23 protein-coding genes are annotated in these 24,648 nt (G+C 43.5%); 3 read left to right on the top strand and 20 right to left on the bottom strand.

Annotation, left to right across the window (positions count from 1 at the left end; genetic code table 11):
- Positions 1–6 precede the first annotated feature (6 nt).
- From DW183_RS07595 to DW183_RS07580, 4 genes are all read right to left on the bottom strand, one after another.
- Complete coding sequence (locus DW183_RS07595) at positions 7–378, bottom strand: GntR family transcriptional regulator (RefSeq protein WP_118281400.1); 372 nt, start codon at positions 376–378, stop codon at positions 7–9.
- Between the two features lie 201 nt (positions 379–579).
- Positions 580–1,911: an MFS transporter gene (locus DW183_RS07590; RefSeq protein ID WP_118281399.1), complete on the bottom strand. Its 1,332-nt coding sequence runs from the start codon at positions 1,909–1,911 to the stop codon at positions 580–582.
- Positions 1,912–1,933: 22 nt separating this feature from the next.
- A complete protein-coding gene (locus DW183_RS07585) occupies positions 1,934–2,236 on the bottom strand; it encodes a Dabb family protein (protein ID WP_118281398.1) in 303 nt (100 codons plus the stop codon).
- Positions 2,237–2,312: 76 nt separating this feature from the next.
- The gene (locus DW183_RS07580; RefSeq protein WP_118281397.1) at positions 2,313–3,287 is read right to left on the bottom strand and encodes a tRNA dihydrouridine synthase; all 975 of its coding nucleotides are present in this window, start codon (positions 3,285–3,287) and stop codon (positions 2,313–2,315) included.
- A 150-nt stretch (positions 3,288–3,437) separates the two neighbouring features.
- Between DW183_RS07580 and DW183_RS07575 the strand changes: the two genes are divergently transcribed.
- On the top strand, positions 3,438–4,799 hold the full coding sequence (locus DW183_RS07575) for a M20/M25/M40 family metallo-hydrolase (protein ID WP_118281396.1): 1,362 nt from the start codon (positions 3,438–3,440) through the stop codon (positions 4,797–4,799).
- Between the two features lie 291 nt (positions 4,800–5,090).
- Here DW183_RS07575 and eno read toward each other — a convergent pair whose 3' ends face one another.
- The 4 genes from eno to DW183_RS07555 form a co-directional block, all read right to left on the bottom strand.
- Positions 5,091–6,386 carry a phosphopyruvate hydratase gene (gene eno, locus DW183_RS07570; protein ID WP_118281395.1) on the bottom strand — a complete coding sequence of 432 codons (1,296 nt, stop codon included), beginning with the start codon at positions 6,384–6,386 and terminating at the stop codon, positions 5,091–5,093.
- A gap of 214 nt (positions 6,387–6,600) precedes the next feature.
- Positions 6,601–6,831 carry an alpha/beta hydrolase gene (locus tag DW183_RS07565; RefSeq protein WP_118281394.1) on the bottom strand — a complete coding sequence of 77 codons (231 nt, stop codon included), beginning with the start codon at positions 6,829–6,831 and terminating at the stop codon, positions 6,601–6,603.
- The gene (locus tag DW183_RS07560; protein WP_118281393.1) at positions 6,821–7,039 is read right to left on the bottom strand and encodes a hypothetical protein; all 219 of its coding nucleotides are present in this window, start codon (positions 7,037–7,039) and stop codon (positions 6,821–6,823) included. The genes DW183_RS07565 and DW183_RS07560 overlap by 11 nt, the downstream gene beginning before the upstream one ends.
- A complete protein-coding gene (locus DW183_RS07555) occupies positions 7,017–9,719 on the bottom strand; it encodes an alpha-L-rhamnosidase (RefSeq protein ID WP_118281392.1) in 2,703 nt (900 codons plus the stop codon). Before DW183_RS07555 ends, DW183_RS07560 begins: the two co-directional genes overlap by 23 nt.
- Before the next feature lie 114 nt (positions 9,720–9,833).
- On the opposite strand from DW183_RS07555, the gene DW183_RS07550 reads away from it, so the two are divergent.
- On the top strand, positions 9,834–10,796 hold the full coding sequence (locus DW183_RS07550) for an AraC family transcriptional regulator (RefSeq protein WP_118281391.1): 963 nt from the start codon (positions 9,834–9,836) through the stop codon (positions 10,794–10,796).
- 124 nt (positions 10,797–10,920) lie between these two features.
- Here the strand turns inward: DW183_RS07550 and DW183_RS07545 are convergent, their stop codons facing one another.
- The 4 genes from DW183_RS07545 to DW183_RS07530 form a co-directional block, all read right to left on the bottom strand.
- Positions 10,921–11,859 carry a transketolase family protein gene (locus DW183_RS07545; RefSeq protein WP_118281390.1) on the bottom strand — a complete coding sequence of 313 codons (939 nt, stop codon included), beginning with the start codon at positions 11,857–11,859 and terminating at the stop codon, positions 10,921–10,923.
- A complete protein-coding gene (locus DW183_RS07540; RefSeq protein WP_256386608.1) occupies positions 11,847–12,704 on the bottom strand; it encodes a transketolase in 858 nt (285 codons plus the stop codon). The genes DW183_RS07545 and DW183_RS07540 overlap by 13 nt, the downstream gene beginning before the upstream one ends.
- Positions 12,705–12,870: 166 nt before the next feature.
- Complete coding sequence (locus tag DW183_RS07535; RefSeq protein ID WP_118281388.1) at positions 12,871–14,298, bottom strand: ATP-binding protein; 1,428 nt, start codon at positions 14,296–14,298, stop codon at positions 12,871–12,873.
- Positions 14,299–14,741: 443 nt separating this feature from the next.
- The gene (locus tag DW183_RS07530) at positions 14,742–16,241 is read right to left on the bottom strand and encodes a radical SAM protein (RefSeq protein ID WP_118281387.1); all 1,500 of its coding nucleotides are present in this window, start codon (positions 16,239–16,241) and stop codon (positions 14,742–14,744) included.
- Between the two features lie 231 nt (positions 16,242–16,472).
- Here DW183_RS07530 and DW183_RS07525 point away from each other — a divergent pair, with 231 nt between their 5' ends.
- Complete coding sequence (locus tag DW183_RS07525) at positions 16,473–17,456, top strand: zinc dependent phospholipase C family protein (protein WP_118281386.1); 984 nt, start codon at positions 16,473–16,475, stop codon at positions 17,454–17,456.
- A gap of 69 nt (positions 17,457–17,525) precedes the next feature.
- On the opposite strand, the gene DW183_RS07520 is transcribed toward DW183_RS07525, so the two are convergent.
- The 8 genes from DW183_RS07520 to DW183_RS07485 form a co-directional block, all read right to left on the bottom strand.
- Complete coding sequence (locus DW183_RS07520; RefSeq protein WP_118281385.1) at positions 17,526–18,113, bottom strand: HD domain-containing protein; 588 nt, start codon at positions 18,111–18,113, stop codon at positions 17,526–17,528.
- 74 nt (positions 18,114–18,187) lie between these two features.
- The gene (locus tag DW183_RS07515; RefSeq protein ID WP_118281384.1) at positions 18,188–19,123 is read right to left on the bottom strand and encodes a D-2-hydroxyacid dehydrogenase; all 936 of its coding nucleotides are present in this window, start codon (positions 19,121–19,123) and stop codon (positions 18,188–18,190) included.
- Positions 19,124–19,350: 227 nt separating this feature from the next.
- Positions 19,351–21,609 (bottom strand): glycoside hydrolase family 2 protein, encoded by a 2,259-nt coding sequence (locus tag DW183_RS07510; RefSeq protein WP_118281383.1) that lies wholly within the window; start codon positions 21,607–21,609, stop codon positions 19,351–19,353.
- A gap of 281 nt (positions 21,610–21,890) precedes the next feature.
- On the bottom strand, positions 21,891–22,349 hold the full coding sequence (locus DW183_RS07505; RefSeq protein WP_243069542.1) for an NfeD family protein: 459 nt from the start codon (positions 22,347–22,349) through the stop codon (positions 21,891–21,893).
- A gap of 45 nt (positions 22,350–22,394) precedes the next feature.
- On the bottom strand, positions 22,395–22,811 hold the full coding sequence (locus DW183_RS07500; RefSeq protein ID WP_118281382.1) for a hypothetical protein: 417 nt from the start codon (positions 22,809–22,811) through the stop codon (positions 22,395–22,397).
- Positions 22,812–22,989: 178 nt separating this feature from the next.
- Positions 22,990–23,643, bottom strand: coding sequence for a fructose-6-phosphate aldolase (gene fsa, locus DW183_RS07495; protein WP_118281381.1), 654 nt, complete (start codon positions 23,641–23,643; stop codon positions 22,990–22,992).
- A 138-nt stretch (positions 23,644–23,781) separates the two neighbouring features.
- On the bottom strand, positions 23,782–24,267 hold the full coding sequence (gene ybaK, locus DW183_RS07490; RefSeq protein WP_199649420.1) for a Cys-tRNA(Pro) deacylase: 486 nt from the start codon (positions 24,265–24,267) through the stop codon (positions 23,782–23,784).
- 16 nt (positions 24,268–24,283) lie between these two features.
- On the bottom strand, positions 24,284–24,496 hold the full coding sequence (locus tag DW183_RS07485) for a hypothetical protein (RefSeq protein WP_118281380.1): 213 nt from the start codon (positions 24,494–24,496) through the stop codon (positions 24,284–24,286).
- Between the last annotated feature and the right edge of the window lie 152 nt (positions 24,497–24,648).

The following is a 24,648-nucleotide window of genomic DNA, read 5'->3' as shown; positions in this document are numbered from 1 at the left end:
CTGCTCCTATTCCTGCATGTTCCATAGCAAATCAAATGTCTTCATTACCTCTGTTTTTGAAATTCCCGCCATCCGTGCAGCCTTGATGGCCTCTGTCAGACTATCCTCCACACGACGCAGATGTTGTTCTTGTAGCATCTGGCTGTCCTGTGCATTGACGCAGAAACCTTTGCCCTGAATGGCGGTCACAAGCCCTTCTTCTTCCAGCTGCTCGTATGCCTTCATTGTCGTAATAACGCTAATCTTGAGTTCTTTTGCCAAGCCGCGAATGGATGGCAAATATTCCCCCTGTTTCACCTTACCAGCAAGAATATCCTGGCGAAATGCATCTGCAATCTGTTGATAAATCGGTATCCCTGAATTTTGTATTAATTTCATAGACATCACCTACCTGTTTTTTAACTGTTATATAACTGTTTATATGTTATATATACAGTATATGCAGTTATATGTCAAGAGCTATGGAAAAATTATGTAAAAATGTACCTTGACGCCACAAAAAAGCGCAGCAGCCTTTAGACTGCTACGCTTTGAACGTTTCTTTTGACATCCCCATAATCATAGGCGGGATATCATATCTTATTTTATACGTTTTATGTAATATTTCTTGGCAAATGCCAGAGGTATCAAGGTCAGAAGCACCAGCACAGCTCCTACGATGAGCAGGGTATGGGTCGGCAGATACTCCGTAAATCCATAGGAATCTACGAACTTTCCGCTGCGCATGATAATCGGATTGGAGATCATCGGTGCAACGATCATCGGGATTAGGACAAAGAATACGATACGAATGCCCTCAAATTGTCCTCTGGCATCCTCCGGATACAACTGTTTGCCCCAGACGGTAATCGCCTGTAAAAAGAGCATATAACCAAGTCCCAAAACAAAGATACCTAAGAGAAGAACCGGGTTCCAAAGCGTCTGCGTATTTACATTTTCCGGTCGTACAAAAAGCCCCAACATACCAACGCCAATGCAATTTAAAAAGACTGCTACCTGACACAAGCCCGGAATTTTTCCCTGATTGATGATCTTCGTTGACGGGATAACTGCCAACATGGCAAGCACAAGTCCAATGCCTTCCATATAGCCCATCATATCCGCTGTAAAGCCCAGATAATAGATCATATAATTTCCCAAATGGGTAAAATACATGTTAAAAGCGATAAAATAGACCGCCAGTGACCAGTTTACCCAGACCAGTTCTTTTAACTTTACATACTCTTTTACATTAAAGATGGAAAAGAACTGCTGTCCGAAACTGCCACGTTTACTCTCTTTGAGTCCCGGTGCATCTTTCATGGCAAAGAGACAATAAATGCCAAACAGGATCACAAGGATCCCCATGACAAGAAAGAGCCGCATATAATTGTCATCTGCACCGACAAGCATACCCCCGAGCACTGTTCCCGCAATCGTTCCTATGACCGGCTGCGTTGCAAGCGCTCCGCCTAATTGCCCTCTGTTATCATCATTCATGTGATCGTTGATCCAGGTATTGAATCCGACATCATTTCCCATGGATCCAAAGAAACTCATGATTGCATCCGCGATCACGACAGCCGTTCCTGCCACGATAAGGACGCTTCCCGTGCTATTTCCACTGCCATCCGTCATGTACTGGGTCAGTCCAAACACAATGGTAAAAATCCCCCACAAAATATAGCCCAGAGCGATAAAGATCTTTCGCTTTCCCTTACGATCCGACACACATCCAAACAAAAATGTCGATATGGTCGTTGCGATCGCCGATATGGCGACCATCCACGAAATGATCGTCGGGTCTTTTGCGATCTTTGCATAGACAAAGGTGTTGAACCATTGATTTTCCATGTTCCAACAGATCTGTCCTGCAATTCCCAGCCCCCAGACTAAAAACCAAAATTTTGCCCCCTGTTTCTTTTCTTTCATGCCTTCCCCTTTCCGGTGTCTTTTACACCTCAAAGTCCATGCAAGAACGCGTCGCCGTGTATGGACGCACCTTGCCGTCTGCAACTGCTACATGCGCCGGATGCACACTATACCCCTGCAATGCCTCCGCGCTTTCAAATGTCGTATCCAACATGATATCCACATTAGAACTTGGCAGACTCTCTGTCTGCACATGAATCTCAAGCAAGCCCGGGATCTGCCCCGCCAGACCTTCCAAGCCTTCCTTGATCCCTGCCTTGATCTGCTGCTTTTCTTTCTCTGAAAACTCTTCCTTCAGTGTCCACAAAATCACATGTTTTACCATTTTGACCTCCCTATGATGCGCCCTTGACCGGCACATCCTGTTTTTTATATTGTACACCATTTTTCTTTTATTGAAATCATTCTATAAGCAATTCCTGCTCACGAAACAGAGCATCTACGACCGATTGATAAAGGGCGATCCGCTCTGCCTTTTTGATCTTTTTTAAATATTTGTCTGAGTTCGTAAAGGATGCCCCCAGATAGAACCATAATTCCTTCATCCGAAAGAGGGTATTGCGGTCTCCCGACATGATCTGCATATAGTTTTGTAAGATCTCCTGATGAAAGGCATAGAGGCGCTCTTTGTTCTCCTGCATATGATCGCGCACCGCATTACCAGCCTGTTTCTCTGCATTTCCCACCGCCTGACACATTTCCGTCAAAAAAGGATTGCTCAAAAGCCCCCGCCCAAACATGACGCAATCCAGTTTTGGGAAATCCTCTGTTACATTTTGTAAATCCTCTGCCGAGCAGATGTCCCCATTATAGCAAAGCCTGTGCCCGCTTTCTTTCACCGCATAAGAAAAGGCATCGAGCCGCGGCTTTCCCTTATAAAAATCCCTGCGCACTCTGGGATGGATGATGAGTTCTTCCAAGGGATATTTCTCATAGACCGCCAGAATTTCCTGCCACTCGTCCTCATCTTCCATACCGATCCGCGTCTTAACCGATATCCTGCCATCATAAGCGGCAAAAATTTCATACAAGAAGCGATCCAAGGTCTCCGGGTCTTCCAAAAGACCCGCGCCCCGCCCTTTTGCAACGACCGTTCCAGACGGACAGCCCACATTGAGATTGATGATATCATAGCCGTAGTTTTTCAGTTCCTTTGCGACTGCCAGAAAATCCGCACTCCGGTTGGTCAGGATCTGCGGGATCAGACACAGTCCCTGATTGTGGTCAGGCAAAATATCGTTCCGTTCCCGGCTACTCATCTTTTTATTGGCGATAAATGGTGCAAAATAGCGATCCATAGGCGAAAAGAACTTATGATAGGCATTGCGGTAGACATAGCCCGTCAGCCCTTCCATGGGTGCCATGTAATATTTCATTGGTAAGTTTCTCCTCTGTCTTGTTCATATTATTATACACTGAAAACACAGAATTTACCGCCCCAAATTCTTCTTCTGTGCTATAATTGTCCTATTATCCAGAAATACTATAAAGGCTTGTTGTAAATATCAATAAATGAGGTGATAGATATGAAGTTTGAGAATATTAATGAAGCGCGTTTTGCCCAAAATCTCAGCCGCGCCATTCAGATCGCTACGGTCTCCCATGAAAATGAAGATGATACGGATTGGTCTGCTTTTGCAGAATTTCATCAATTCCTGCGCGACGCATATCCTAAGACTTTTTCGACCTTGGAGGTAGAAGAAGTCGGTCGTGCCGGACTGATCCTGCACTGGAAAGGCAGCGATGCTTCCTTGGATCCGATTGGATTTCTGGCGCATCAGGATGTTGTTCCCATTGCTCCGGGAACTGAGAACGACTGGACAAATCCACCATTTTCCGGTGCTAACGACGGGACTTTTATCTGGGGCAGAGGCGCACTGGATATGAAAAGTCATCTGCTCTGCATCATCGAGGCTATCGAGACTCTGCTGGAAGAAGGCTATGCGCCAAAGCGTGACGTCTATGTATGCCTCGACTACAACGAGGAAATTGTTGCAGGCAAGGACAATGGGGCCAAAAAAATTGCAGCACTTCTCCACGAGCGTGGCATCCACTTTGACAGCATCCTGGATGAAGGCGGCGGCTCTATGGATGTGCATGCCAAAAAACTGCTGGATGCCCATGTGACCATGGTTGGTGTCGCAGAAAAAGGCTATGCCGACTATGAGATCACGGTCAAAGGGCAGGGCGGACATTCCTCTTTCCCGCCAAAGCATACCGCACTCGGTCTCTTGGCAGAACTTATCACCAAGATTGAAAATCATCCGTTTGAGGCGCGCTTTACCAGTCCGGTCCTGTCTATGTTTTCCACCATCGGAAGCCATATGACTTCCCCAATCGGGACAATTTTAAAACATCCGGGCATATTAAAATCAATCCTTGCAAAAGCCATGAAGGGCAATTCCTTTACGGCATCCATGGTACAGACATCCACTGCTGTAACCATGGCATCTGCGTCTCCAGCGCCGAATGTACTTCCGGAATCCGCAAGTTGTGTGATCAATTTCCGCCTTTTGCAGGGGGATACGCTGGCTTCCGTACAAGCGCATTTGGAGGATCTGGCAAAAGATTACGACGCAAGCATCCGCCTGATCAAGGGAAAAGAAGCAAGTGCCGTTTCCCCGATCGACACGCAGGCTTTCCATACCATCGACGCTATTTTTGCCGAAGGCCAAGAAAATGCTTTTTGCACACCATACTTGCTGACAGCCTGCACAGACTCTTACCATTATGAGTGCGTTTGTGAAAATCTTTATCGTTTTTCGCCGTTTTCATTGCCATCAGAACTGACACATACACCGCATTCTACCAATGAGCGGTTCCCGATTGACCAGATCCTTCCGGGTGTTTCTTTCTTCATGCAGTATATCCGCCGTATGGATGCATAAAAAGAATGTGCCTATTATGTGAAAAATCCCAGACGCACGACACGTCTGGGATTTTTTTATATCTTCAAAATTCTTTCTGCATTCTTTCCAAGTATGGTGTCTTTTTCCATCGCTTCGATACGAAGTTCCTTTGCATTCTCCATAGTCGCTTTCTTTTCTAATCGCATTTGTTCTCCTCCTTCTGCGTGTTTTAATACACGTGTTGCTTTTTTGTGACTTCATTGTAGAATCCTTATACACTTTTCCAACATGACTAAGCACAGCCGATGTCACGTTTTATGCCATGTTGCTCTATCCATGCAGTTCTTCCTCTATGCGGAGCAGACGATTATATTTTGCCACACGTTCACTTCTGCTTGGCGCACCTGTCTTGATCTGCCCGGTATTCATGGCAACCGCCAGATCTGCGATCGTTGTGTCCTCTGTTTCTCCGGACCGGTGCGATGCAATCGCCCGATAACCCGCTTCCTGTGCCAGCCGGATTGCATCCAGTGTCTCTGAGACGCTTCCAATCTGGTTCAATTTTATCAGGATGGCATTGCCGCATCCCCCGGCAATTCCTTTTTGCAGGCGGTTGGTATTGGTCACAAAGAGATCATCCCCCACCAGTTGTACCTTATCCCCAAGTTCTATGGTCAATTTCTGCCAGCCTTCCCAATCTTCCTCGTCCAAGGGATCCTCTATAGATACGATCGGATATTTTTCTACCAGTTCCTTCCAATGCGCGATCAACTGATCTGTGGTATAATCCACACCTGTCTTCGGCAAATGATACAATATCTGCCCACTGCTGCTGACAACGGTATCTTCATGAAAGCAGTCTGCTGTGCATTTCCATTCGGAGGATGCCGCATCCATGGCTATCTTAAAATGCGCGCCCATCTCATATCCGGCACGCTCCACTGCCTCCATGATCGTTTCGATTGCTTCCTCGTCCGATGACAATTCCGGCGCAAAACCACCTTCATCGCCCACAGAAGTCGTCATGCCTTTTTCCCGCAAAAGGGATGCCAGTGCATGAAAGACCTCTGCACACCAGCGCAGACCCTCACGAAAAGAATCTGCCCCCACCGGCATGATCATGAATTCCTGCACATCCAGCCCTGAGGTCGGCGCATGTACGCCCCCATTTACAATATTCATCATCGGCACCGGCATACGTCTGCCATAAGCGCCCCCTAAGAAACGATACAGCGGAATAGCCTGTGCTTTTGCCGCTGCACGACAGCAGGCAATCGATACGGCAAGAATAGCATTTGCCCCAAAACGAGACTTGTCCTCCGTGCCGTCCGCCTCCATCATGGCACGATCAATCGCATAAATGTCCGAAGCATCCATACCCTTTATGGTATCGTTAATTTCATCGTTAATGTGTCCTACCGCCTGCAAAACACCTTTGCCACTATATCGCTTTTCATCACCATCACGCAGTTCTAATGCCTCAAATTCCCCAGTAGAAGCGCCACTCGGTGCTGCTGCGCGAGCTACCGTTCCATCCATAAGATGTACTTCCGCCTCAACAGTTGGATTTCCTCTGGAATCTAAGATTTCCCTTCCTACCACTTTTTCAATTTCTAAATAATCCATATCATTCCTCTTCTTTCCTCATTTTTTATGGATTATTTTTCCACAGATTTATTATTTTTATACAGCGCCAGAATATACTCGTTTCCCAGCCTCCAACAATCGAATGCTCTTCTACTATGACAACCTTGACCTTTGCCGTCGTCATATGCTGATAAAGATCCGCATTGATCAAATAAAGTATAAGCCATGGAAAAAAATCTCCATGGCTCTTACTTTATTGTATAAACTTTCGTATCACTTCATATCGTTTCTCAAAAACTCTTTTTACAAGAGGGCTCTTTAAATCTGCATCAAATCCATGATAAGAGCCTGATATTACATTTAAATCTACGTCTACTCCGGCATTTTTTAACTTATTGGCGTAAACAATTGCCTCATCCCGCAAGGTATCAAATTGCTGTGGTTCTATATAAGCAGGCGGCAAATCATGTAACTCATTTTTCATAGGAATGGTATAGGCTTCCTTTTTGATCAAAAGAATGATAGGTATCCTTTCTGACTTTTGCTATTTTGCTCTTATATGAGGAGACCTGCTTATTTAAAAAACCGGCAACTTTTGCCAGACTGCCGTCTCTTATTTTTTCTTCCAGATCTATATTGCTAAAACTTATGGCTCTTTTCAATTCTTTACTATAAGGATGTTTCGACTTCATATCTATATTCTCCACTTCCTACGTCATGAACAGTACCATCCGGTAATTCGATCGTTGCAACTGTATTACATGGAACTACCGTGTGCAATGAAAAAATATTTTTCTTCTCAGATTTTGTTATATTCCATTCACAGACTACTGTACCCTGCTCCGTTCTGTAACTTCTGCTGCTGGAACGAATCTTTCCATCCGGCTTCGGTGCAATACGAAGGTGTTTAAAACCGGCAACCTTTGTATCAATACCTCCTACTGTGCGGAAGATCCAGTCTGCAACAGCACCAAATGCATAGTGATTAAAGCTTAAGTTACCTGGATTTCCGTCATCATCATAGCCATTGCAGTTTTCCCATATCGTTGTGCCGCCCGCATCTACCTCGTATAACCAGGAAGGCTTTTTTGACTGCCACAGCAGCGTATAAGCGAGATCTATTCGTCCGATTTTGCATAGTGCATCAAGCAGATACGGCGTGGTCAGAAATCCTGTATCCATGCACATATCGTTATTCTCAACAGACTTTACAAGATTTCCAGCAAAAGTCTCTTTATGTTCTTTCGGAACCAGATTGAAATAAATTGGAAGTACATATGCTCCCATCAGATCCGAAGGCATAGAACCATCTTCTTTTATAACACCTTTTTGAATGGCTTCCTTCATGCGATCCGCAATATCCTGATATTTTTTCATGTCAGACAAATATAAAATGTTGTCATCGGTCTCTTCAGAAAGAATTTCAGCAATCTTCGCAAAAGTATGAACCGAATTCCACCCGAAAATCGGAGCTGTGTAGCAGGAACTCATACTCATAATATTTTTCAGATTTTTCATATCCAGACCATTTTTGCTCTGACTTGGAATCAACCATTCTCCATAGTGATAACCGGTATCCCAGAGATATTTCTCAATATCATCAGGGAGGGTACTGTCTTTTGGTTTATTGGATGCTGCCTGAAGAATGATATAGTCACACCAGCGTCTCATACAATAATACTGTTGTCTCAGGATATCTGTATTTCCTGTAATCTCATACATAGAATACGGAACAACCACAGCAGCATCCCCCCAGCCGGAAGAAGTTCCGGAACCTTTTACCCCATACATCATACTCATCAGTTTGCCCATAGATGGATAATTTCCATCCTGCGGAACTACCATGGGAATAATGCCATACTCATCCTGATCACATTCCATATTGTACAGCCAACGGGTAAAGAAAGCGGTGCAGTCTTCGTTCAGAAGAGCTGTTCTGGAATAGACAAGCATATCTCCTGTCCATCCTGCTTTTTCCCGCTGCGGGCAGTCTGTCGGCACAGAAAGCATATTAGCGCATTGAGACCATCTGATATTTTCGTAGAGACGATTCAGACGTTCATCTGATGTCTTAAAAGTACCGAGATTTTCCTTTTCTGTTGATACGACACATGCCGTAAAATCTTCTGCTTTTGGCTCAATTCCGGTCACACGCACATAGCGGAAACCATGGTATGTAAAATGAGGTTCATAAGTGGCTGAAGTTCCATCACAGACATAAACATCCTTCTGGTCAACACCTTTTCCCACGCCGCCGGCTCCCTGAATATTGTTAAAGAAATTTCCCTGCTTGTCCAGTATCTCACAATGTTCTAAGGTAATCTGTGTTCCCTTTGGAGCATTTACCTTCATACGGACAAATCCCGCAATATTCTGTCCAAAATCCAGAATCCATTCTCCTTTCGGACTTTTCGTCAGTCGGGAAACAGGAAGTTCCTTCACGATCACGACGGGTTCTCCAATCTGAGAAACCAGATTCTCATATCCATAATTTGCTTCCATGCAGGAAGTCCATCCGGAATCCATAAAGTCTGCACAATTCCAGTTTTTTATCTGCTTATTCGCATCATAATATTCTCCTGCATACAAATCCGCAGACAGAACGGGACCGTTGGAACATTTCACATCCTCGTCAGAGATAATCATATCCATTGAACCATCCGGGTAAGTAATTTCCAACTGAAAGAGTATTGCATGTGCATAGTCCATTTTTTTCATATTGGGCAATGACTGAGGACATAAATACCATCCATCCCCCACATGCATGCCAATGGCATTCGAACCTTCTGTCAACTGCTCTGTCACATCATACGTCTGGTAGCACAGATATTTCTCATAAACGGTATGTTCCGGAGCTAAAAGACGGGAATCTGCCCGGCTGCCATTCAGGTATAATTCATAAGTACCATGACAGGTAGCATACAGACGGGCTTTCACAGGTTTATCTTTTAGTGCAAATTGTTTGCGAAAAAGAGTGGCAGGCTGTTGTTTCCCAAATCCTGGCTTTCCTTTTTTGCCTCTTCTGTGAGCCTTCACCCATTTTGCAGACCAGTCACTTTCTGATAAAAGACCTGTCTCAAAAGAAGATGTGGCAGTCGCAGTATTTCCGTGATTATCCGAAACACGCACAGTCCATAGATACCTCATTCTACTCTGTAATTTTGCTCCTTTATACGGAATATAAGCGTTGCTGCTGCTTTCAACAACCCCCGAGTCATATATGCAGTTCCCCGCAGTATCCTTTATTGTGAGCTGATAAGACTCCTGCATGGTATTCGGAATATCACTTTCCATCATCCAGGAAAAATACGGCACAACATCGATAGCGAGAGGTTTTTCCATGTGAAGCACTTTCAGATTTTTAACTAACATTTCAGCATTCTCCTTTCATTATTTGCTTCATTATAGTATAATTTATACATTGATTTTAGATGTTTTATTGCTACATGACTATTGAAAATTGCTGTTTTTTAAGGAGGCATATATATGTTTGAACATATTTATTTCTTTACTCATCAGGCAGATGGAGAAAATCAGGAGGTACTGGAAGATGAGGCTTATCAGAAAATGGCGAAGAAACACCATCTTCCTCCGGCAGAAGACACAGCATTCTGTATTGATGGAAAATCCTGTTATCTTCTGCAGCATCCACTGTCCCGGGAAAAGCAAAAACACTTAATGTATCTACAGTCTTTTTCTTATATGGACACAGGAGCTTCTTACTATACAAAACGCAGTAATTACCCATCCTTTCTGCTACTGTATACCTATGAGGGAATGGGGGAACTGATTTACAGGGGACAGCGTTATACGTTGAGAAAAGGAGACGGTTTTATCATCGACTGTAGAGAAGCACAATTCTACAAAACCATGGGCAATCACTGGTGCCATTCTGATCTGCACTTTTGGGGAGGTCAATCTGCGCTTTTTTACAACGAAAATTTTGCAAATAAACCACCTGTATTTCACTGCACACAGCAAAATTCTTTTCAAACACAATTAGAGAAAATTCTGAGAATGCAAAACGAACCGATGATCAATCGTGATTTTTATATTTCTTTTGAATTGGAGAAAATGCTCTTTCATATTTTAGAATGCCTGAAAGAATTTAAGAATACGGAAGAAATACCGGATACGATCAGTCTTCTTCAAAATTACCTGGAACATCACTTTGCGCAGGATATTACGTTAGAAGCCATGGCAGAATTTACAGGAATCAGTAAATATCATTTATGCAGGCAATTTAAGAAATATACAGGCTTTTCTCCCAGAGAATATCTCATACATCTGCGGTTGCTTCAGGCACAGATGTTATTGCAGTCTACGGATATTTCCTGTTATAAAATCGGGATTATGGTGGGATTTGCAAATGAGGCAAATTTTATTCAGCATTTTAAAAAAGCGTTTGATATGACTCCCGGAGAATACCGGAATACGATAAAAAATTGAATAAGGCGTATAAAATCAAACGATAACTTCCCGCCTCCACAACAAAAAGCGGCTGCAAATGGCTTTGAGGAATCCCCTCATATCAAGCCATCTGTAGCCGCTTTTAATATCCCTATTTTATATTTTATAAAAATGCCTTAACCTTCTTGTAGATACCTGCTGCATCCAGTTCATACTTCTCAAGGAGTTTTAACGCTGGACCAGACTCGCCAAAGCGATCTTCTACACCAATACGAAGTAATTTAGCAGGCTGCTTTTCTGCAAGTACCTCTGCAACTGCACTTCCAAGACCACCAATAATTGAATGCTCTTCTACCGTAACAACCTTGCCTGTCTTTGCTGCTGAACGTACAACTAAATCTACGTCAAGTGGCTTAATGGTATGCATATTGATTACTTCAACACTGATACCCTCTGCTTCTAATTTCTCTGCTGCTGCAAGAGATTCTGCTACTTCAAGACCGGTTGCGATTAATGTAAGGTCTGTACCTTCTTTTAACACAACACCCTTACCGATTTCAAACTTGTAATCCTCTCTGTCGTTGATGACCGGCACTGCCAGACGACCAAAACGAAGATATACCGGTCCTTCCATTTCATAAGCTGCCTTGACTGCTGCCTTTGCCTCAATATCATCGGATGGATTGATGATGGTCATACCCGGAATGGTACGCATTAAAGCGATATCCTCGTTACACTGGTGGGTTGCGCCATCTTCTCCAACGGAGATACCGGCGTGTGTCGCACCGATCTTTACATTCAGGTGTGGGTATCCAACAGAGTTGCGGATCTGCTCAAAAGTACGTCCTGCTGCAAACATAGCAAAACTAGAGCAGAATGGCACCTTGCCTGTGCTGGCAAGACCTGCTGCAATACCGATCATATTTGCTTCCGCGATACCACAATCAATGTGGCGTTCCGGGAATTCTTTCTTAAAAATACCTGTCTTCGTAGCGGCTGCAAGGTCTGCATCCAAAACTACTAAATTCTCATGTTCTCTACCAAGACTTGCTAGCGCATTACCATAACTATCTCTTGTCGCGATCTTCTTTACTTCTGACATAATGCTTCCTCCGCCTTCTTTAATTCTTCCACTGCAATCGCATACTCCTCGTCATTTGGAGCCTTTCCATGCCAGCCTACTGCATTTTCCATATAAGAAACGCCCTTGCCCTTGACTGTCTTCATAACGATTGCTGTCGGCATACCTTTTGTCTCTCTTGCTTCCGCAAATGCTGCACGAAGTTGGTCAAAATCATTGCCATCCTCGACTGCAATCACGTGGAAGTTGAATGCTGCAAACTTGTCTGTGATCGGATATGGGGAATTAACTTCCTCGATCGTACCATCAATCTGCAAATTGTTATTATCTACAATGACGCAGAGGTTGTCCAGATGATGTGATCCGGCAAACATAGATGCCTCCCATACCTGTCCTTCCTGAATCTCGCCATCACCCAGAAGCGTGTACACACGATAATCCTCATTAGAAAGTTTTGCGGAAAGTGCCATACCTACAGCAACAGAAATGCCCTGTCCCAAAGATCCGCTGGAAGCGTCAACTCCCGGTGTATGCTGGATACATGGATGTCCCTGCAAGTGGGATCCGATATGGCGCAGTGTCAGAAGGTCTTCTACCGGGAAATATCCTCTGTTCGCAAGTGCGGCATAAAGCCCAGGTGCGGTGTGTCCCTTAGATAAAACGAAACGATCACGATCCGGCTTCTTTGGATCCTTTGGGTCGATGTTCATCTCTTCAAAGTACAGATACGTAAATACTTCTGCGGCAGATAAAGATCCGCCCGGATGTCCTGCTTTTGCAGCATGCACACCATCAATGATGCCCTTGCGGACTTTCACTGCTTCTTTTTGTAATTCAAGATTTGTCATTGCATTTATCCTCTCTATTTTTTGATATGCCGCAGTCTCCCACGGCAGTTAATAAAGTTCTCATACCAAAAAGGTCATAGAAAAACCTTACAGATAAAATTTTACTATGACCCCATTTTATTATCAATAGCAGAATTTATACAATTTTACGCAAATTTTTGAGTTTTCATGGGAGATACGCTCACTATGCCAGCCTGCACTCCTCATCCAGTGTCACTAAGATAATATTCTTGATCGTGGATGCAACGGTCTCCACATTCTCATGGAAACGATCTTTAGCACACACAACGTAAAAGGCATCCCCCTCACGATGCATCTGCTTAGTCTTTTCAATCATTGACTTAACTTCCGCGACCTCAATCTCGCGCTGTTCATAGAAACACAGGGTAAAAATCGTCGCACTCTTGCCCTCGGTCTTACCCAGCGATACCACATCAAATCCATCGGTCGTCCCTGCCTCATCATCATTGGTCCACCAGTTACCGGAACGCTCGATCGTAAACGGCATCTGCCCTCTGCGGCTGCGTTCTTCCAGATGTTCTCTGCTCATAGCAATGAATACCTGCTGCATAAAATTGTCAAGATCCGGCACAATATATGTATTCCACAAAAGATCCCACTCTCCCGCTACATAAAGATCCATATGCGGCACGATAAAGCGATACCAAAATACCGTGTTGCTATTGACGATAGAATAGCGCGTTTTTTTGCGATTGGTCTCCTCCGTGATCGCCGTCTGCTTTGTGACAACACCGATCGACATCAGCGCATTCAGATAAGGAACAACAACATCCTTTGGCTTGCCAACCTCAGCGGATAACTGATTGACACGGTTCATGCCCTGCGCCATCGCCGATAAAATGCAATTATAATAGGACAACTCCCTGAGTTCCATCCCCATGACCTGTTCCGGCAGAAGTGCCGCCTGTCCCGGATTTCCGGCGAAGATTACCTCAGCCGCATCCTTTACGGACTTTCCCTGCATACGCAGGATCTGCGCCGGGATTCCACCACTGATACCATAGTAGAGTGCCAGATCTTCCCCTGCTGCCTCAGGGAAAAACTGCTTTGTCTCCAGAAAATCCATGCCGGTCAGATTCAAATGCAGATCGATCGTATCTTTCCATCTGGCTTTCTTTCCATAGAGATATTTCTCCATCAAAAGGAAGGCATCTCCGCAAAGGATAAGCTTGATCGGAAGATCCCGCCAAACTCTCGTCACATAGGAAAACAAGATTTCATCAAAATCGGCATCCGCCTTAACAAAATTCGGATATTGATCGATCACGAGCAAAAGTTTTTCCTGCTTTGCTATTTCTGTGATCGCATCTAAGAGGTTTTCTAATGATGCCTCACTTCTTTTTCCGGTATCCTCTCCCGCTGCCACGCCTGCTATATCTGCCTTTGCCAATACCTGCGTAAACATGGAAAGTTCCTGCTTTCCTGTTGTCTCATAAGCATGAAAATAGATTGCCTTTTTCCCATCTGCAAAATGACGCAAAAGTGTCGTCTTACCCATACCAAGCGCACCACTCACACAGGCAAGGGCTTCTTTATCTCCTTCATAAAATGCGTTTAACGCTTCCAGTTCTTTCTTTCGTCCAATAAACATCTGTCTGCTTTCGTCTCCCCGAAATTCTTCTATAAGTAATAAAACCTGCGCTTCTGTCTATAATCTGTCAAGAAGCGACAGGTTTTATTGTAATACGTTTCAACTAAACTTTCAATGCATTTGAAGCAAATAAAAAAACTAGTAGTTTACGCCATCTTTCACCTACAAGATATGGTGGGCGACAGATCGCTCCATGCTTATACTACATCGTCACTTGCCGTCACATGCCTTTCCTTCACTAAGACTTCCTTGCCATCAAAGGCAAATGCTATTTCATAAATATTATTTCTCGCAATACCGGAAGCAATCAAATCTGACGCATAATTTTTTTCTTACATCTTCTGCAAGTCGCATTCTGCTTTCCTATGAAAAAGAGACTGGCGTCTGCCAGTCTCTTTCCGGGTTGGGCTGTTATATATTTCAAATAATATAACCTGATTTAATTACTGAATGTCCTCGTCTCTGAGTCCATTAGATCCGTCTGCATGCTCGAATGCTGCAAGTTCCGGATGCTCTCTCTTTTCTTCTGTATAGTTCTCGTAAGAAGGCTTCTTGTGCTTCTGCTCTGCCCAGATACGATCTGCAACAGGTCCCCACTCTTCTGCATAGTGATCGCACTTAGAGCAAAGATGCTCAACGGTCTCCTCTGCCTCAGCGTTTGTTCCCTTAGCACCGGTCTTGTTTACCATTTCTCTTAAGAGTTTTGGATTCTCAAGCATTGGGCATGGACGCAGATGGTTTCTGTTAAATGGCTGTCCTTCATGATATGCCTTGAAAAGTGGGCTCTGTAACATCTCAAGGATTGACTTGTCATGGATGTTAGAGTCTGAGAAGTGGATAAATACGCAAGGCTCTGCATCACCCTGTGCATTGATGTGGAAGTAGTTACGTCCACCAGCGATACATCCACCAACAAATTCTCCATCATTCTGGAAGTCCATTGGGAAGAATCCGATATCATTGTCACCGGTACGAACCCAACGAATCTTCTTGATGATCTCTTCACGCTGCTCTAAAGTAGGCATCAATTCCGGTGCTGCATTCTGTCCTACAGGCATGTAATGGAAGTAGAATCCGAAACGAGCACCCTTGTCAGCGATGAAACGTAAGAACTTCTCATCGGTAACTGCCTCAACGTTGTCTCTGGTGTAGCAGATAGAAGTACCGAATACGATACCGTATTCTTTCAAAAGATCCATTGCCTTCATAACTGCTGCATAATGTCCTTCACCACGACGACCATCGTTTGTCTCTGGTGTTCCTTCGATAGAAAGAAGGAATGTAATATTTCCAAGTTCTACGATCTTCTTACATAACTCTTCATCGATCAATGTAGAGTTAGAGAAAAGACCAAACATACAATCGTTATGCTTCTCAGCAAGTTTTAAAATATCAGCCTTACGAACGGTAGGTTCTCCACCTGTCATAAAGTAAAGATAAGTTCCAAGTTCCTTACCCTGTGTAACGATCTTATCCATGTCTTCGTATGACATGTTGTTCTTATGACCATATGTACCAGACCAGCATCCTACACAGTGGAGGTTACATGCGTCTGTCGGATCAAACAAGATCAGCCAAGGAATGTTACAGTTGTACTTCTCACGGTTTGCTCTGATCGTCTTTGTTCCACGGAAAAATGCTTCATATCCTAAATTCAGAAGGAATTTCTTAGCATAGTTCGGGTTTGTCTCATCCAGAACACGGTTCACAAATTTTACCCATCTGTTCTCCGGATTCTTTACATACTCTCTAACCTTATCCAGTGTTGCCTTATCTGTGCCCTCTCCCCAGAAAGCCTCTGCCTTGTCAATAAGATTAAGGAATGTTTCCTGTCTTTTTGCGATATCATCTGTCTTTGTCAACTTACCAACGATACCATTGACCATTATCTCAAAAACTTTTCTCTCTGCTTTGTGCTGTGCGTTTTCAACTAATGAAGCCATGCTAATTTCCTCCCTCTTTTTCTTCTTTGTCTTTTACCTTTGCTAGTATAAGAAATAACGTGGTTTTTTGACATATACAATAGATTTTCTGTGTATGGTCGCATTATACATTTTCGCGAATTTGTATATCTGACTTGACAAAATCTATACTTTGTTTGCCACATTTTGTTTGTTCAAGTATAATTAAAATATAAATCTAAGTGCTCATAACAGCGGAAAGGAGCGCATATTATGCCAGGATTCGCCTCACATTACCTTTTTGGACAACAGTCACTTTCACATCTTAAAGAAGATCAGGAATATCATATCCTGTCCTTACATCCACATGCCTATAATCTGGGCTTGCAGGGACCTGACATCTTCTATTATTACCTGCCGGCATGGCTGCTTTATGACCACAATGCCGCCAGCCTGATTCACGAAAATTCTTCATTGCAATTTTTTATTGCTATGATCGATGCCCGGAATAAATTGTCCTCGCATAGCGAACGCATCATTGCGGACGCTTACATCTGCGGATTTTTGGGTCACTATACGCTCGACACCTACTGTCATCCATACATCTTTGACCGGACACACCATTTACAAAATAAAGACCGCAATGGTGGACTTTATGATTTTGGTCGTCATGTCTTTTTAGAGACCGGCATCGATCAGGAAATGATCTCACATTTTCTGCATTGCAAGCCGACAGATTTTCGTCCGGGAGATACCATTGCCCTTTCTAATAGGGAAAGCCGTGTGATCGCCAGGGTCTTATCTTTTGCCCTTGCAAATGTATTTCCGGATGCGGCCATGCCAAAATGGCAGATCCGCGGTGCCTTTCGCGCCATGAAGACAGAATCCCGTCTGATGCATGACCCGACCGGCATCAAGAAAAGGCTTGTCCGCCGTTTGGAAGCCATTTTTGTAAAGGTTCCTGTCATTTCACCTATGATCCCAAGTGACACGATCTACGCCTACAAGGACCCTTGCAATTTCCGCCACAAAACATGGCACAACCCTTGGAATCCTGACCAAAAGCGTACCGAAAGTCTTTATGACCTGTTTGATCTGGCGGCTCCGGTTTTTGCAGACCGCATACATGCTTACTTTGGTGCTGTCTGTGAGCGCGCCGATGTCTCCATGGAAGATATTTACCACGCCAGAAATACCTTCATGGAAGAACACGGCGATTTATCTTATAATACAGGACTTCCATTATCAATATGTTAAAACATCTTTAAGATAATATTTCTGTATATGAAAAAGCCGATCATTATACCCTGCTTTATTTTAATTTTCTTACTTTTTCAGGTTCCCTTTTTCTACGTGTTCCCGGATGATATGATCTGTCACCTCATACAATTTCTCAGATCCCAGCGCGGTCTTTCTCTGTCTGCCATAGACCTGCTCGGCACTTACCCCGTGTTCTCTCCAGTCACCGCCGCCATTGCTGTTATTTAAAAGAAGCGGCTGCAAATTATCCATGGCATGTGCAAACTTGGATTCCGCCGTTGAAAAATCCTCAAATTCATCAAAAAGCGCGATCAGTTCTTCCTTTTGATCCTCCGGTAAAAGAGAAAAGATCCGCTCCTTGGCTGCATCTTCCCGCGCCTTTTGTGTCTTTAATCCTTCTGCATCATATGCGTAAGTATCACCTGCATCAATCTCCACAATATCATGGATCAGGCACATGAGCATGACCTTGGCAATATCCACAGGCTCATTGGAATAATCGCGCAAGAGGTATGCCATGATCGCCATATGCCATGCGTGCTCCGAATCGTTCTCTCTCCTGCCGTGCCCGGACAGATGCGTTTGCCGCAGGATATTTTTCTCTTTATCAATCTCCAAAATAAAATCCAGTTGCTTTTTTAATCTCTCGTCCATAGTGTCTCCTTTATACATAGGTAATTCTATCAGAATCTTTATGCCAGATCATCGTTCTATCAATTTTGTCCTCACTATTTTTCCAAAAACTCCTTGATCTGCCCGTAAATAATATCCATCAGGCGCACACGTGCTTCCACAGATGCCCATGCGATATGCGGTGTGATGAGGAGTTTTGTGCTGTCTTTGATATGGCGCAGCGGATTGTCCTCACTCATCGGCTCTGTATCAAGCACGTCAATCCCTGCCGCCGCGATAATTCCGCGATCCAGTGCATCTGCCAGATCTTTTTCCACGATGATCGGTCCGCGTCCAACATTGATCAGAATAGCACTCTCTTTCATCTGGGAAAGTTCTTTTTCTCCGATCAAATGCAGGGTGTCATCCGTCAAAGGCGCATGGATGGAAACAATATCGGATGTCTTCAATAAAGTCTGCAAGTCTACTTCCTGATATTGACTATCATGGTTCCGACCGGAAGTCGAGAAATACTGTACCTTACAACCAAAGACAGTCGCAATCTCAGCCACACGTTTTCCGATCGCGCCAAGTCCAATAATCCCCCAGGTCTTTCCTGCCAACTGGTGAAATGTCTTGGAAAAATGCGTAAACATCTTATCGTTTACATATTTTTCCTCTTTTACATAAGCATCATAATATGCCAAATTCTCATATAGGTAGAATAGCAGGGCAAAAGTGTGCTGTGCCACGGTCTCGGTCGAATAGCCTGCCACATTGCGCCATGCGATCTTTCTCTTTTCCAGATATTCCTTATCCAGATTGTTGGTTCCAGTTGCAGTCACACAGATTAATTTCAGATTTTTGGCTCCCGCCAGCGTTTCCTCATTCATGTTACATTTATTTGTGATAACGATGTCTGCATCCTCTATACGCGCCGGAATTTCCTGACTTGTAGAAAAATCATATTCCACGAGATCACCAAATGCATGGAACTTTGTAAGGTCAATATCCTCTCCTATGGTTTTTCGATCCAAAAATACTATCTTCATTTGTGCCTCCTAAACCTATCTTTCTATCATTGCTTTTCTACTGGCATTTTACCATAAAATCAGGCCTTCATTTTATCCATTTTTCATAAATCTATATATTCTATCTTCTTAAAAATACAAGAAAACACCCCGCACAAGATTTTCTCATGCGGAGTGTCTTCTCTCATAATTGGGGTAACGATCCTGTTGATCGCCTATATTTAGGAAAGGAATTTGATATAAGCGTGTTATTTCTTAATCTTATTCAGCATAGCATTGATACCCAGTACCTGCTCCTTTGGAACGGCACCAAATCCAAGCATTCTCTTGACGGTGAAGCCCATCATCATCTTCTGTGCTGCTGCCGGATCGATCTGGCTTGCTAATTCTTTCATACCCTTCTGTGGGTCATCATCGGATGGATTCTGGTTTCCTGCCTGCATCTTCGCCATCAGACCGCCCATCAACTTCTGTCCTTCCGGATTTGCCATGATGTCTCCCATGGTATCGTTGATAGAGAAATATCCTTCCGGTGCAGTGATCTCAAACCAGTTGAGCACGTCACCTGTTACCGGCATACGATAGTCCGGATTTGGCTCGTCTACTTTTTTGATTACAGCGGTATCTTCACAATCTCCTGCCTTTGCAAGTAATTGAGATTCTCCTACATTTTTAACAGTGAAGGAGAAGAAATGATCCTCTGCTGTCTGCTTTCCTACAGATTCTCCGTTTGCAAAAAGTTCTACCTCAGGAAGATTAGAATAAACCTTAACGGTCGTAACATCTTCATCACGGTCTACATAATTCTTGCTGCAAAGATGAACAAACGGTTCGTCGGATAACCATGCCTTGTAAGCATAGAAGGAATCCTTTTTGTACTTACGGTCAAAGGTAACCAGACCCTTGTTGTTCATACCCTTGCATCCGCCCTCGTCTCTGGCATCTGCTGCAAAGTCAAACATATTCCAAACATGTGTAGCCCATACAAAGTCTCTGGTATAGAGCTGCTTGATGAGTTCTTCATGATAATGTGCCTGATATTCTTCTGAATAATCGCCCTGCTCCGGGTGAGAAGAATGCCACTTGTAGGCTTCTGCGCCGTACTCACTCATACCGATCGGGATATTTGGATACATCTCATGGAAGGAATCCATAAATGGTCCGTTCTCCTCGATCTTTCCGCCGTACCATCCCAGATACTGGTTATAAGATACCAGATCAGGGATCTCTATATACTGGCTCTCTGAAATATCACACATGGAGATAACCGCCATAGTGGTAAGTCTTGTCTTATCCATTTCATGAACCATATCATTTAAGATATGATGGTTCTCTAAAAGGTCAGGATCCTTTGCACCCTTCATGGTGATCTCATTGGAAAGTCCCCAGAAGAAAATAGACGCATGGTTGTAATTCTGTACGACCAGTTCCTTCATCTGTGAAATGGTATTTTCACGTCCATTTGGCATATGCACAGAAATATATGGGATCTCAGCCCAGAGTACAAATCCTAACTCATCACACATATCGTAGAAGTGCTGGTCATGCTGGTAATGTGCCAGACGAATGGTGGTTGCGCCAAGTTCATAAATGATCTTAGCATCTTCTTCATGCATCTCAGGTGTAAGTGCATTACCGATATGCGGTCTGTCCTGATGACGGGATACACCACGAAGTGGATAATGCTCGCCATTTAAGAAAAATCCCTTTTCCGGGTCAACCTTAAAGGTACGGCAGCCGAAACGTGTGCTTCTCTCATCAACGACTGTACCATTTTTCTTTAACTCTACATGCATGGTATAAAGATGTGGATCCTTACGTCCATTCCAGAGATGCACATTTGTGATGGTCTGCTCTACCTCTGTCTTGTCTGCTGATACAGTCACGGTATCAACTACTGTGTCTCCATCTGTAATGGTAAATACCAGTTCTTCTGTACTTCCTGCGTTTGTCAGATATACCTCTGTTGTGATCTTGGCATCATCTCCTGTCACTTCCGGTGTTACCTTAATGGCAGGACTTCCGTAATAGTCCAGATCAAAGCGTGTCTCATCGACTAAAATCAGAGATACCTTACGATAGAGTCCGCCGTAGAAGGTAAAGTCTGCATTCTGCGGATATACATAATCATTTGGTGCATTGTCAACAGCAACCACGATCTCGTTTTCATCCTTTAAATATGGTGTGATGTTGGCTCTCCAGGTAGAATATCCGCCATCATGCTTTGCAACAGACTCGCCATTTACGAATAACTCTGCGGATGAGTTTGCTGCTTCAAACTCAATATAAACTTCCTTGCCCTCAGCAACCTCTGCCTTAGAAAGGTTCTTTGCATAGTAGCAGGTTCCACGATAATAATCGCTTCCACCGTCCTGTCCGTCCTCGCCATTCCAGGTATGTGGCAGATCCAATGTCTCCCAGTTTCCTGCGGAAGTTGTCTTATCAGATACTGTGACAGCATCTTTTGTGAACTTCCAGTTTTCATTCCAAGTAAATTTCTTGCTCATACTCGCTCTCCTTTTTGTAGTTTCTTTCTATATTTGAATGTGTAATGCTGACATTCTTCTTTGCTAACTACATCATAGAGCATTTTGAAGAAATCCCTATTCAAAAATTTGCTTTTTCATTCAAAATTTCTTGTTCTTTTGCAATTTTTTATTATTTACCAAACCGAGACGAGATACGCTCTGCAAATCTCGCTCTGATTAGCAGTCGTCATAACACAAAAACGGTAACACCCACACTGTGTAAATGCTACCGTCTTTTTTCTGTCTTATTTCCTTATATGCTACTTGCGCTTTAAGATCATCTTGACACCACGGATCTCGGATACGACCGCCACCTCATCTACAGCATATATTTGCTCGTCATCCTCAGCACGTGCTGTCCACTCCATACCGTTATAAAGGACTTTTCCGCTTTCCTTGCGATTGTCGACTTCCTCAATGACACGCACTTCCTTGCCGATGCACTCCTCGTAGTTGGTCGCAACCTTTCGACTCTCCAGATATTTTTTTGCCCATGGTCTTGTAAAATACAAGAGGATAAAAGTCACAACAAAAAATACCGCGATCTGCAAGCCCGGATGTCCGCCACACAAACACACGATAAGCGCTGCCAGCGCTCCCCCGGAGATCCAGATAGAAGTCAATCCTACGGTTATGATTTCTATTACAGCCGTGATAACAATGACCGCCAGCCATAAATACATCCAATCACTTAATACTAAATTCATCCAAAATTCCATCTGTATCCTCCATTCCAGAAAATAGTCCCCCATATACTCGATAAACTACAGTATACGCAAACGTCTTACGATATCCTCCACCTGACGAATGGCATCTTCCACCTGATTTTTGGTTTCATTGATGCGATCCTGTACCAGCCAGTCTGCAATCAGTCCATCGAAAAAGAAATCTGCGAATGTGAGGAAATCTCCCACATTCAAATTAAGGTTGTGCGTCATATTTATATCCTGCAACTCCCTGCTAAAACTTTGCAGATCTAACTTAGCCTGCTCCATATAACGCTGGGCATTCCCCATCTTTGAGTGTTTCACAAGCCCACTGATCATCCCTCCACCAAAAAGATCAACCAGACCCCAGTTTCCGGCAGAGCGAAGTTCCTCCCTTGCCGCGCGAAGTGATGTTAATGCGCGTTCGCCCGCAGCAATAGCCTCATTGCGTTCCTTTTCAAAATCGTATGCCATGGTTTTCTCCTTATATAATATCTTATGCCATAAACATCTTTGTTTGCGTCTTATTATACATGATGGAACGACTTTTGTCATCGAAAGTCGCTCGAATTCGACAAATAAACGCTATAACAGAAACAGGTGCCAGCCTCAGCCGACACCTGTCATGCGCAGTTTTACTTATCTATAAATATTAGTCACCAAATACAGCACGGTAATCTGCCTGGAACTTCTCAATTCCGGCATCTGTCAATGGATGCTTTGTCATCTGCTCGATCACCTTGTAAGGTACAGTTGCAATATCTGCTCCTGCAAGTGCACAATCCGTAACATGAATCGGGTTGCGGATAGATGCTGCAATGATCTCTGTGTCATATCCATAATTATCAAAGATGGTCACGATGTCTTCAATCAGGCCTATACCCGGCTGGCTGATGTCATCCAGTCTTCCCAAGAACGGAGATACATAGGTAGCCCCTGCTTCTGCTGCCAGAAGTGCCTGATTTGCAGTGAAGATTAAAGTAACATTTGTCTTGATGCCTTCTGCGGAAAGAACTTTTACTGCCTTCAGTCCTTCTACAGTCATAGGAATCTTAACAACCATGTTTGGATGGATGGCTGCGATCTCTCTACCTTCTTTGATCATTCCCTCTGCATCTACGGTTGTAGCCTTTACCTCACCACTGATCGGTCCATCAACGATAGATGTGATCTCTTTGATGACTTCATTAAAATCCCTGCCCTCTTTTGCGATCAGGGATGGATTGGTCGTCACTCCACAAATCACACCCATATCGTTGGCTTTTCTGATGTCATCTACATTCGCTGTATCAATAAAAAACTTCATCCTGCATTCCTCCTAAATTGTAGTTTTCTCTCAACGTCCTCATTGTACGAGTTCAAAAGAAAAAGTACAATCCAGTTTCCTGATGATGATAAAAAAATGAACTAACTTCCTCAAAAAATCCACTCGATAAATAATGTCCTAGACAATAATGTCTGTTGTTGTAAATGCTATGACCTTGCGCAAGCCCTCTAAGGACACCTCCACCTGATAGCCGATTTTGCCTCCGCTAAAGATGATCGTATCAAAATCCTCTGCACTTTGATGAATGACTGTCTGAAAGAATTTCTTCATACCGATCGGTGAGCAGCCACCATGGATATAGCCGGTAAGTCCTAATAATTCTTTGGACTTTACCATGGCAATCGACTTTTCTCCTACCGCATTTGCTGCTTTTTTCAGATCCAGTTCTTCTGCCACCGGCACAACAAAAACATAGTGCTCGCCGCTTTTCCCCACAGTCACCAGCGTTTTAAAGACTTTATCCACATTCTGCCCCAAAACCTCTGCCACTTCTACACCACTGATGGCATCTGTATTTGCATAAGAATAATGTTTATATTCTACCTTTGCCTGTTCTAAAAGACGCATAACATTTGTCTTTTCTTCTTTTGCTTTCTTTGCCATTTTTACACCTGATTTCTTATTTTGATATTACAAGGGCTATGATACCGCCAATGATCAAGATCGGCAAGGCTATATAGATCAGCCCTCCCAGGAAAAGTCCAATGACTACGATCGGCAAAAATATAATATAGAAACCAATCTTTAAAAATCCCCATGTCATCTTGACCGCCAGCGCGATCACTTTCCACATAAACCAGATAAATGCAATAATAAATAATGCTGTCAGCATAAAATCACCTCTTTCATATTTTCCATATCATATAGCATTTACTATAGAAAGTAAACGCTTGTCATGACTTCTTAATAATTCTTTAATATTTCTATCTTTTACCACAATAAAAAATCACCTGCCGATGCAGATGATAAAACGGATATAAAAAG

Source organism: Roseburia sp. AM16-25 (genome assembly GCF_003473825.1).
Classification (GTDB): Bacteria; Bacillota; Clostridia; order Lachnospirales; family Lachnospiraceae; genus Pararoseburia; species Pararoseburia lenta.
The sequence above is the reverse complement of the archived record's forward strand: the minus strand, read 5'-3'. Positions and strand labels throughout refer to the sequence as shown.

What these genes read in the sequence shown, in the direction of transcription:
- DW183_RS07485 (WP_118281380.1), bottom strand. Translation starts at nt 24,496, where the DNA reads ATGCTGACAGCATTATTTATTATTGCATTTATCTGGTTTATGTGGAAA.
- DW183_RS07530 (WP_118281387.1), bottom strand. Translation starts at nt 16,241, where the DNA reads ATGGCTTCATTAGTTGAAAACGCACAGCACAAAGCAGAGAGAAAAGTT.
- DW183_RS07560 (WP_118281393.1), bottom strand. Translation starts at nt 7,039, where the DNA reads ATGAAGTCGAAACATCCTTATAGTAAAGAATTGAAAAGAGCCATAAGT.
- DW183_RS07590 (WP_118281399.1), bottom strand. Translation starts at nt 1,911, where the DNA reads ATGAAAGAAAAGAAACAGGGGGCAAAATTTTGGTTTTTAGTCTGGGGG.
- DW183_RS07500 (WP_118281382.1), bottom strand. Translation starts at nt 22,811, where the DNA reads ATGGCATACGATTTTGAAAAGGAACGCAATGAGGCTATTGCTGCGGGC.
- eno (WP_118281395.1), bottom strand. Translation starts at nt 6,386, where the DNA reads ATGGATTATTTAGAAATTGAAAAAGTGGTAGGAAGGGAAATCTTAGAT.
- DW183_RS07575 (WP_118281396.1), top strand. Translation starts at nt 3,438, where the DNA reads ATGAAGTTTGAGAATATTAATGAAGCGCGTTTTGCCCAAAATCTCAGC.
- DW183_RS07535 (WP_118281388.1), bottom strand. Translation starts at nt 14,298, where the DNA reads ATGTTTATTGGACGAAAGAAAGAACTGGAAGCGTTAAACGCATTTTAT.
- DW183_RS07505 (WP_243069542.1), bottom strand. Translation starts at nt 22,349, where the DNA reads ATGGAATTTTGGATGAATTTAGTATTAAGTGATTGGATGTATTTATGG.
- DW183_RS07515 (WP_118281384.1), bottom strand. Translation starts at nt 19,123, where the DNA reads ATGAAGATAGTATTTTTGGATCGAAAAACCATAGGAGAGGATATTGAC.
- DW183_RS07545 (WP_118281390.1), bottom strand. Translation starts at nt 11,859, where the DNA reads ATGTCAGAAGTAAAGAAGATCGCGACAAGAGATAGTTATGGTAATGCG.
- DW183_RS07550 (WP_118281391.1), top strand. Translation starts at nt 9,834, where the DNA reads ATGTTTGAACATATTTATTTCTTTACTCATCAGGCAGATGGAGAAAAT.
- fsa (WP_118281381.1), bottom strand. Translation starts at nt 23,643, where the DNA reads ATGAAGTTTTTTATTGATACAGCGAATGTAGATGACATCAGAAAAGCC.
- DW183_RS07555 (WP_118281392.1), bottom strand. Translation starts at nt 9,719, where the DNA reads ATGTTAGTTAAAAATCTGAAAGTGCTTCACATGGAAAAACCTCTCGCT.
- DW183_RS07595 (WP_118281400.1), bottom strand. Translation starts at nt 378, where the DNA reads ATGAAATTAATACAAAATTCAGGGATACCGATTTATCAACAGATTGCA.
- ybaK (WP_199649420.1), bottom strand. Translation starts at nt 24,267, where the DNA reads ATGGCAAAGAAAGCAAAAGAAGAAAAGACAAATGTTATGCGTCTTTTA.
- DW183_RS07510 (WP_118281383.1), bottom strand. Translation starts at nt 21,609, where the DNA reads ATGAGCAAGAAATTTACTTGGAATGAAAACTGGAAGTTCACAAAAGAT.
- DW183_RS07585 (WP_118281398.1), bottom strand. Translation starts at nt 2,236, where the DNA reads ATGGTAAAACATGTGATTTTGTGGACACTGAAGGAAGAGTTTTCAGAG.
- DW183_RS07580 (WP_118281397.1), bottom strand. Translation starts at nt 3,287, where the DNA reads ATGAAATATTACATGGCACCCATGGAAGGGCTGACGGGCTATGTCTAC.
- DW183_RS07520 (WP_118281385.1), bottom strand. Translation starts at nt 18,113, where the DNA reads ATGGACGAGAGATTAAAAAAGCAACTGGATTTTATTTTGGAGATTGAT.
- DW183_RS07565 (WP_118281394.1), bottom strand. Translation starts at nt 6,831, where the DNA reads ATGAAAAATGAGTTACATGATTTGCCGCCTGCTTATATAGAACCACAG.
- DW183_RS07525 (WP_118281386.1), top strand. Translation starts at nt 16,473, where the DNA reads ATGCCAGGATTCGCCTCACATTACCTTTTTGGACAACAGTCACTTTCA.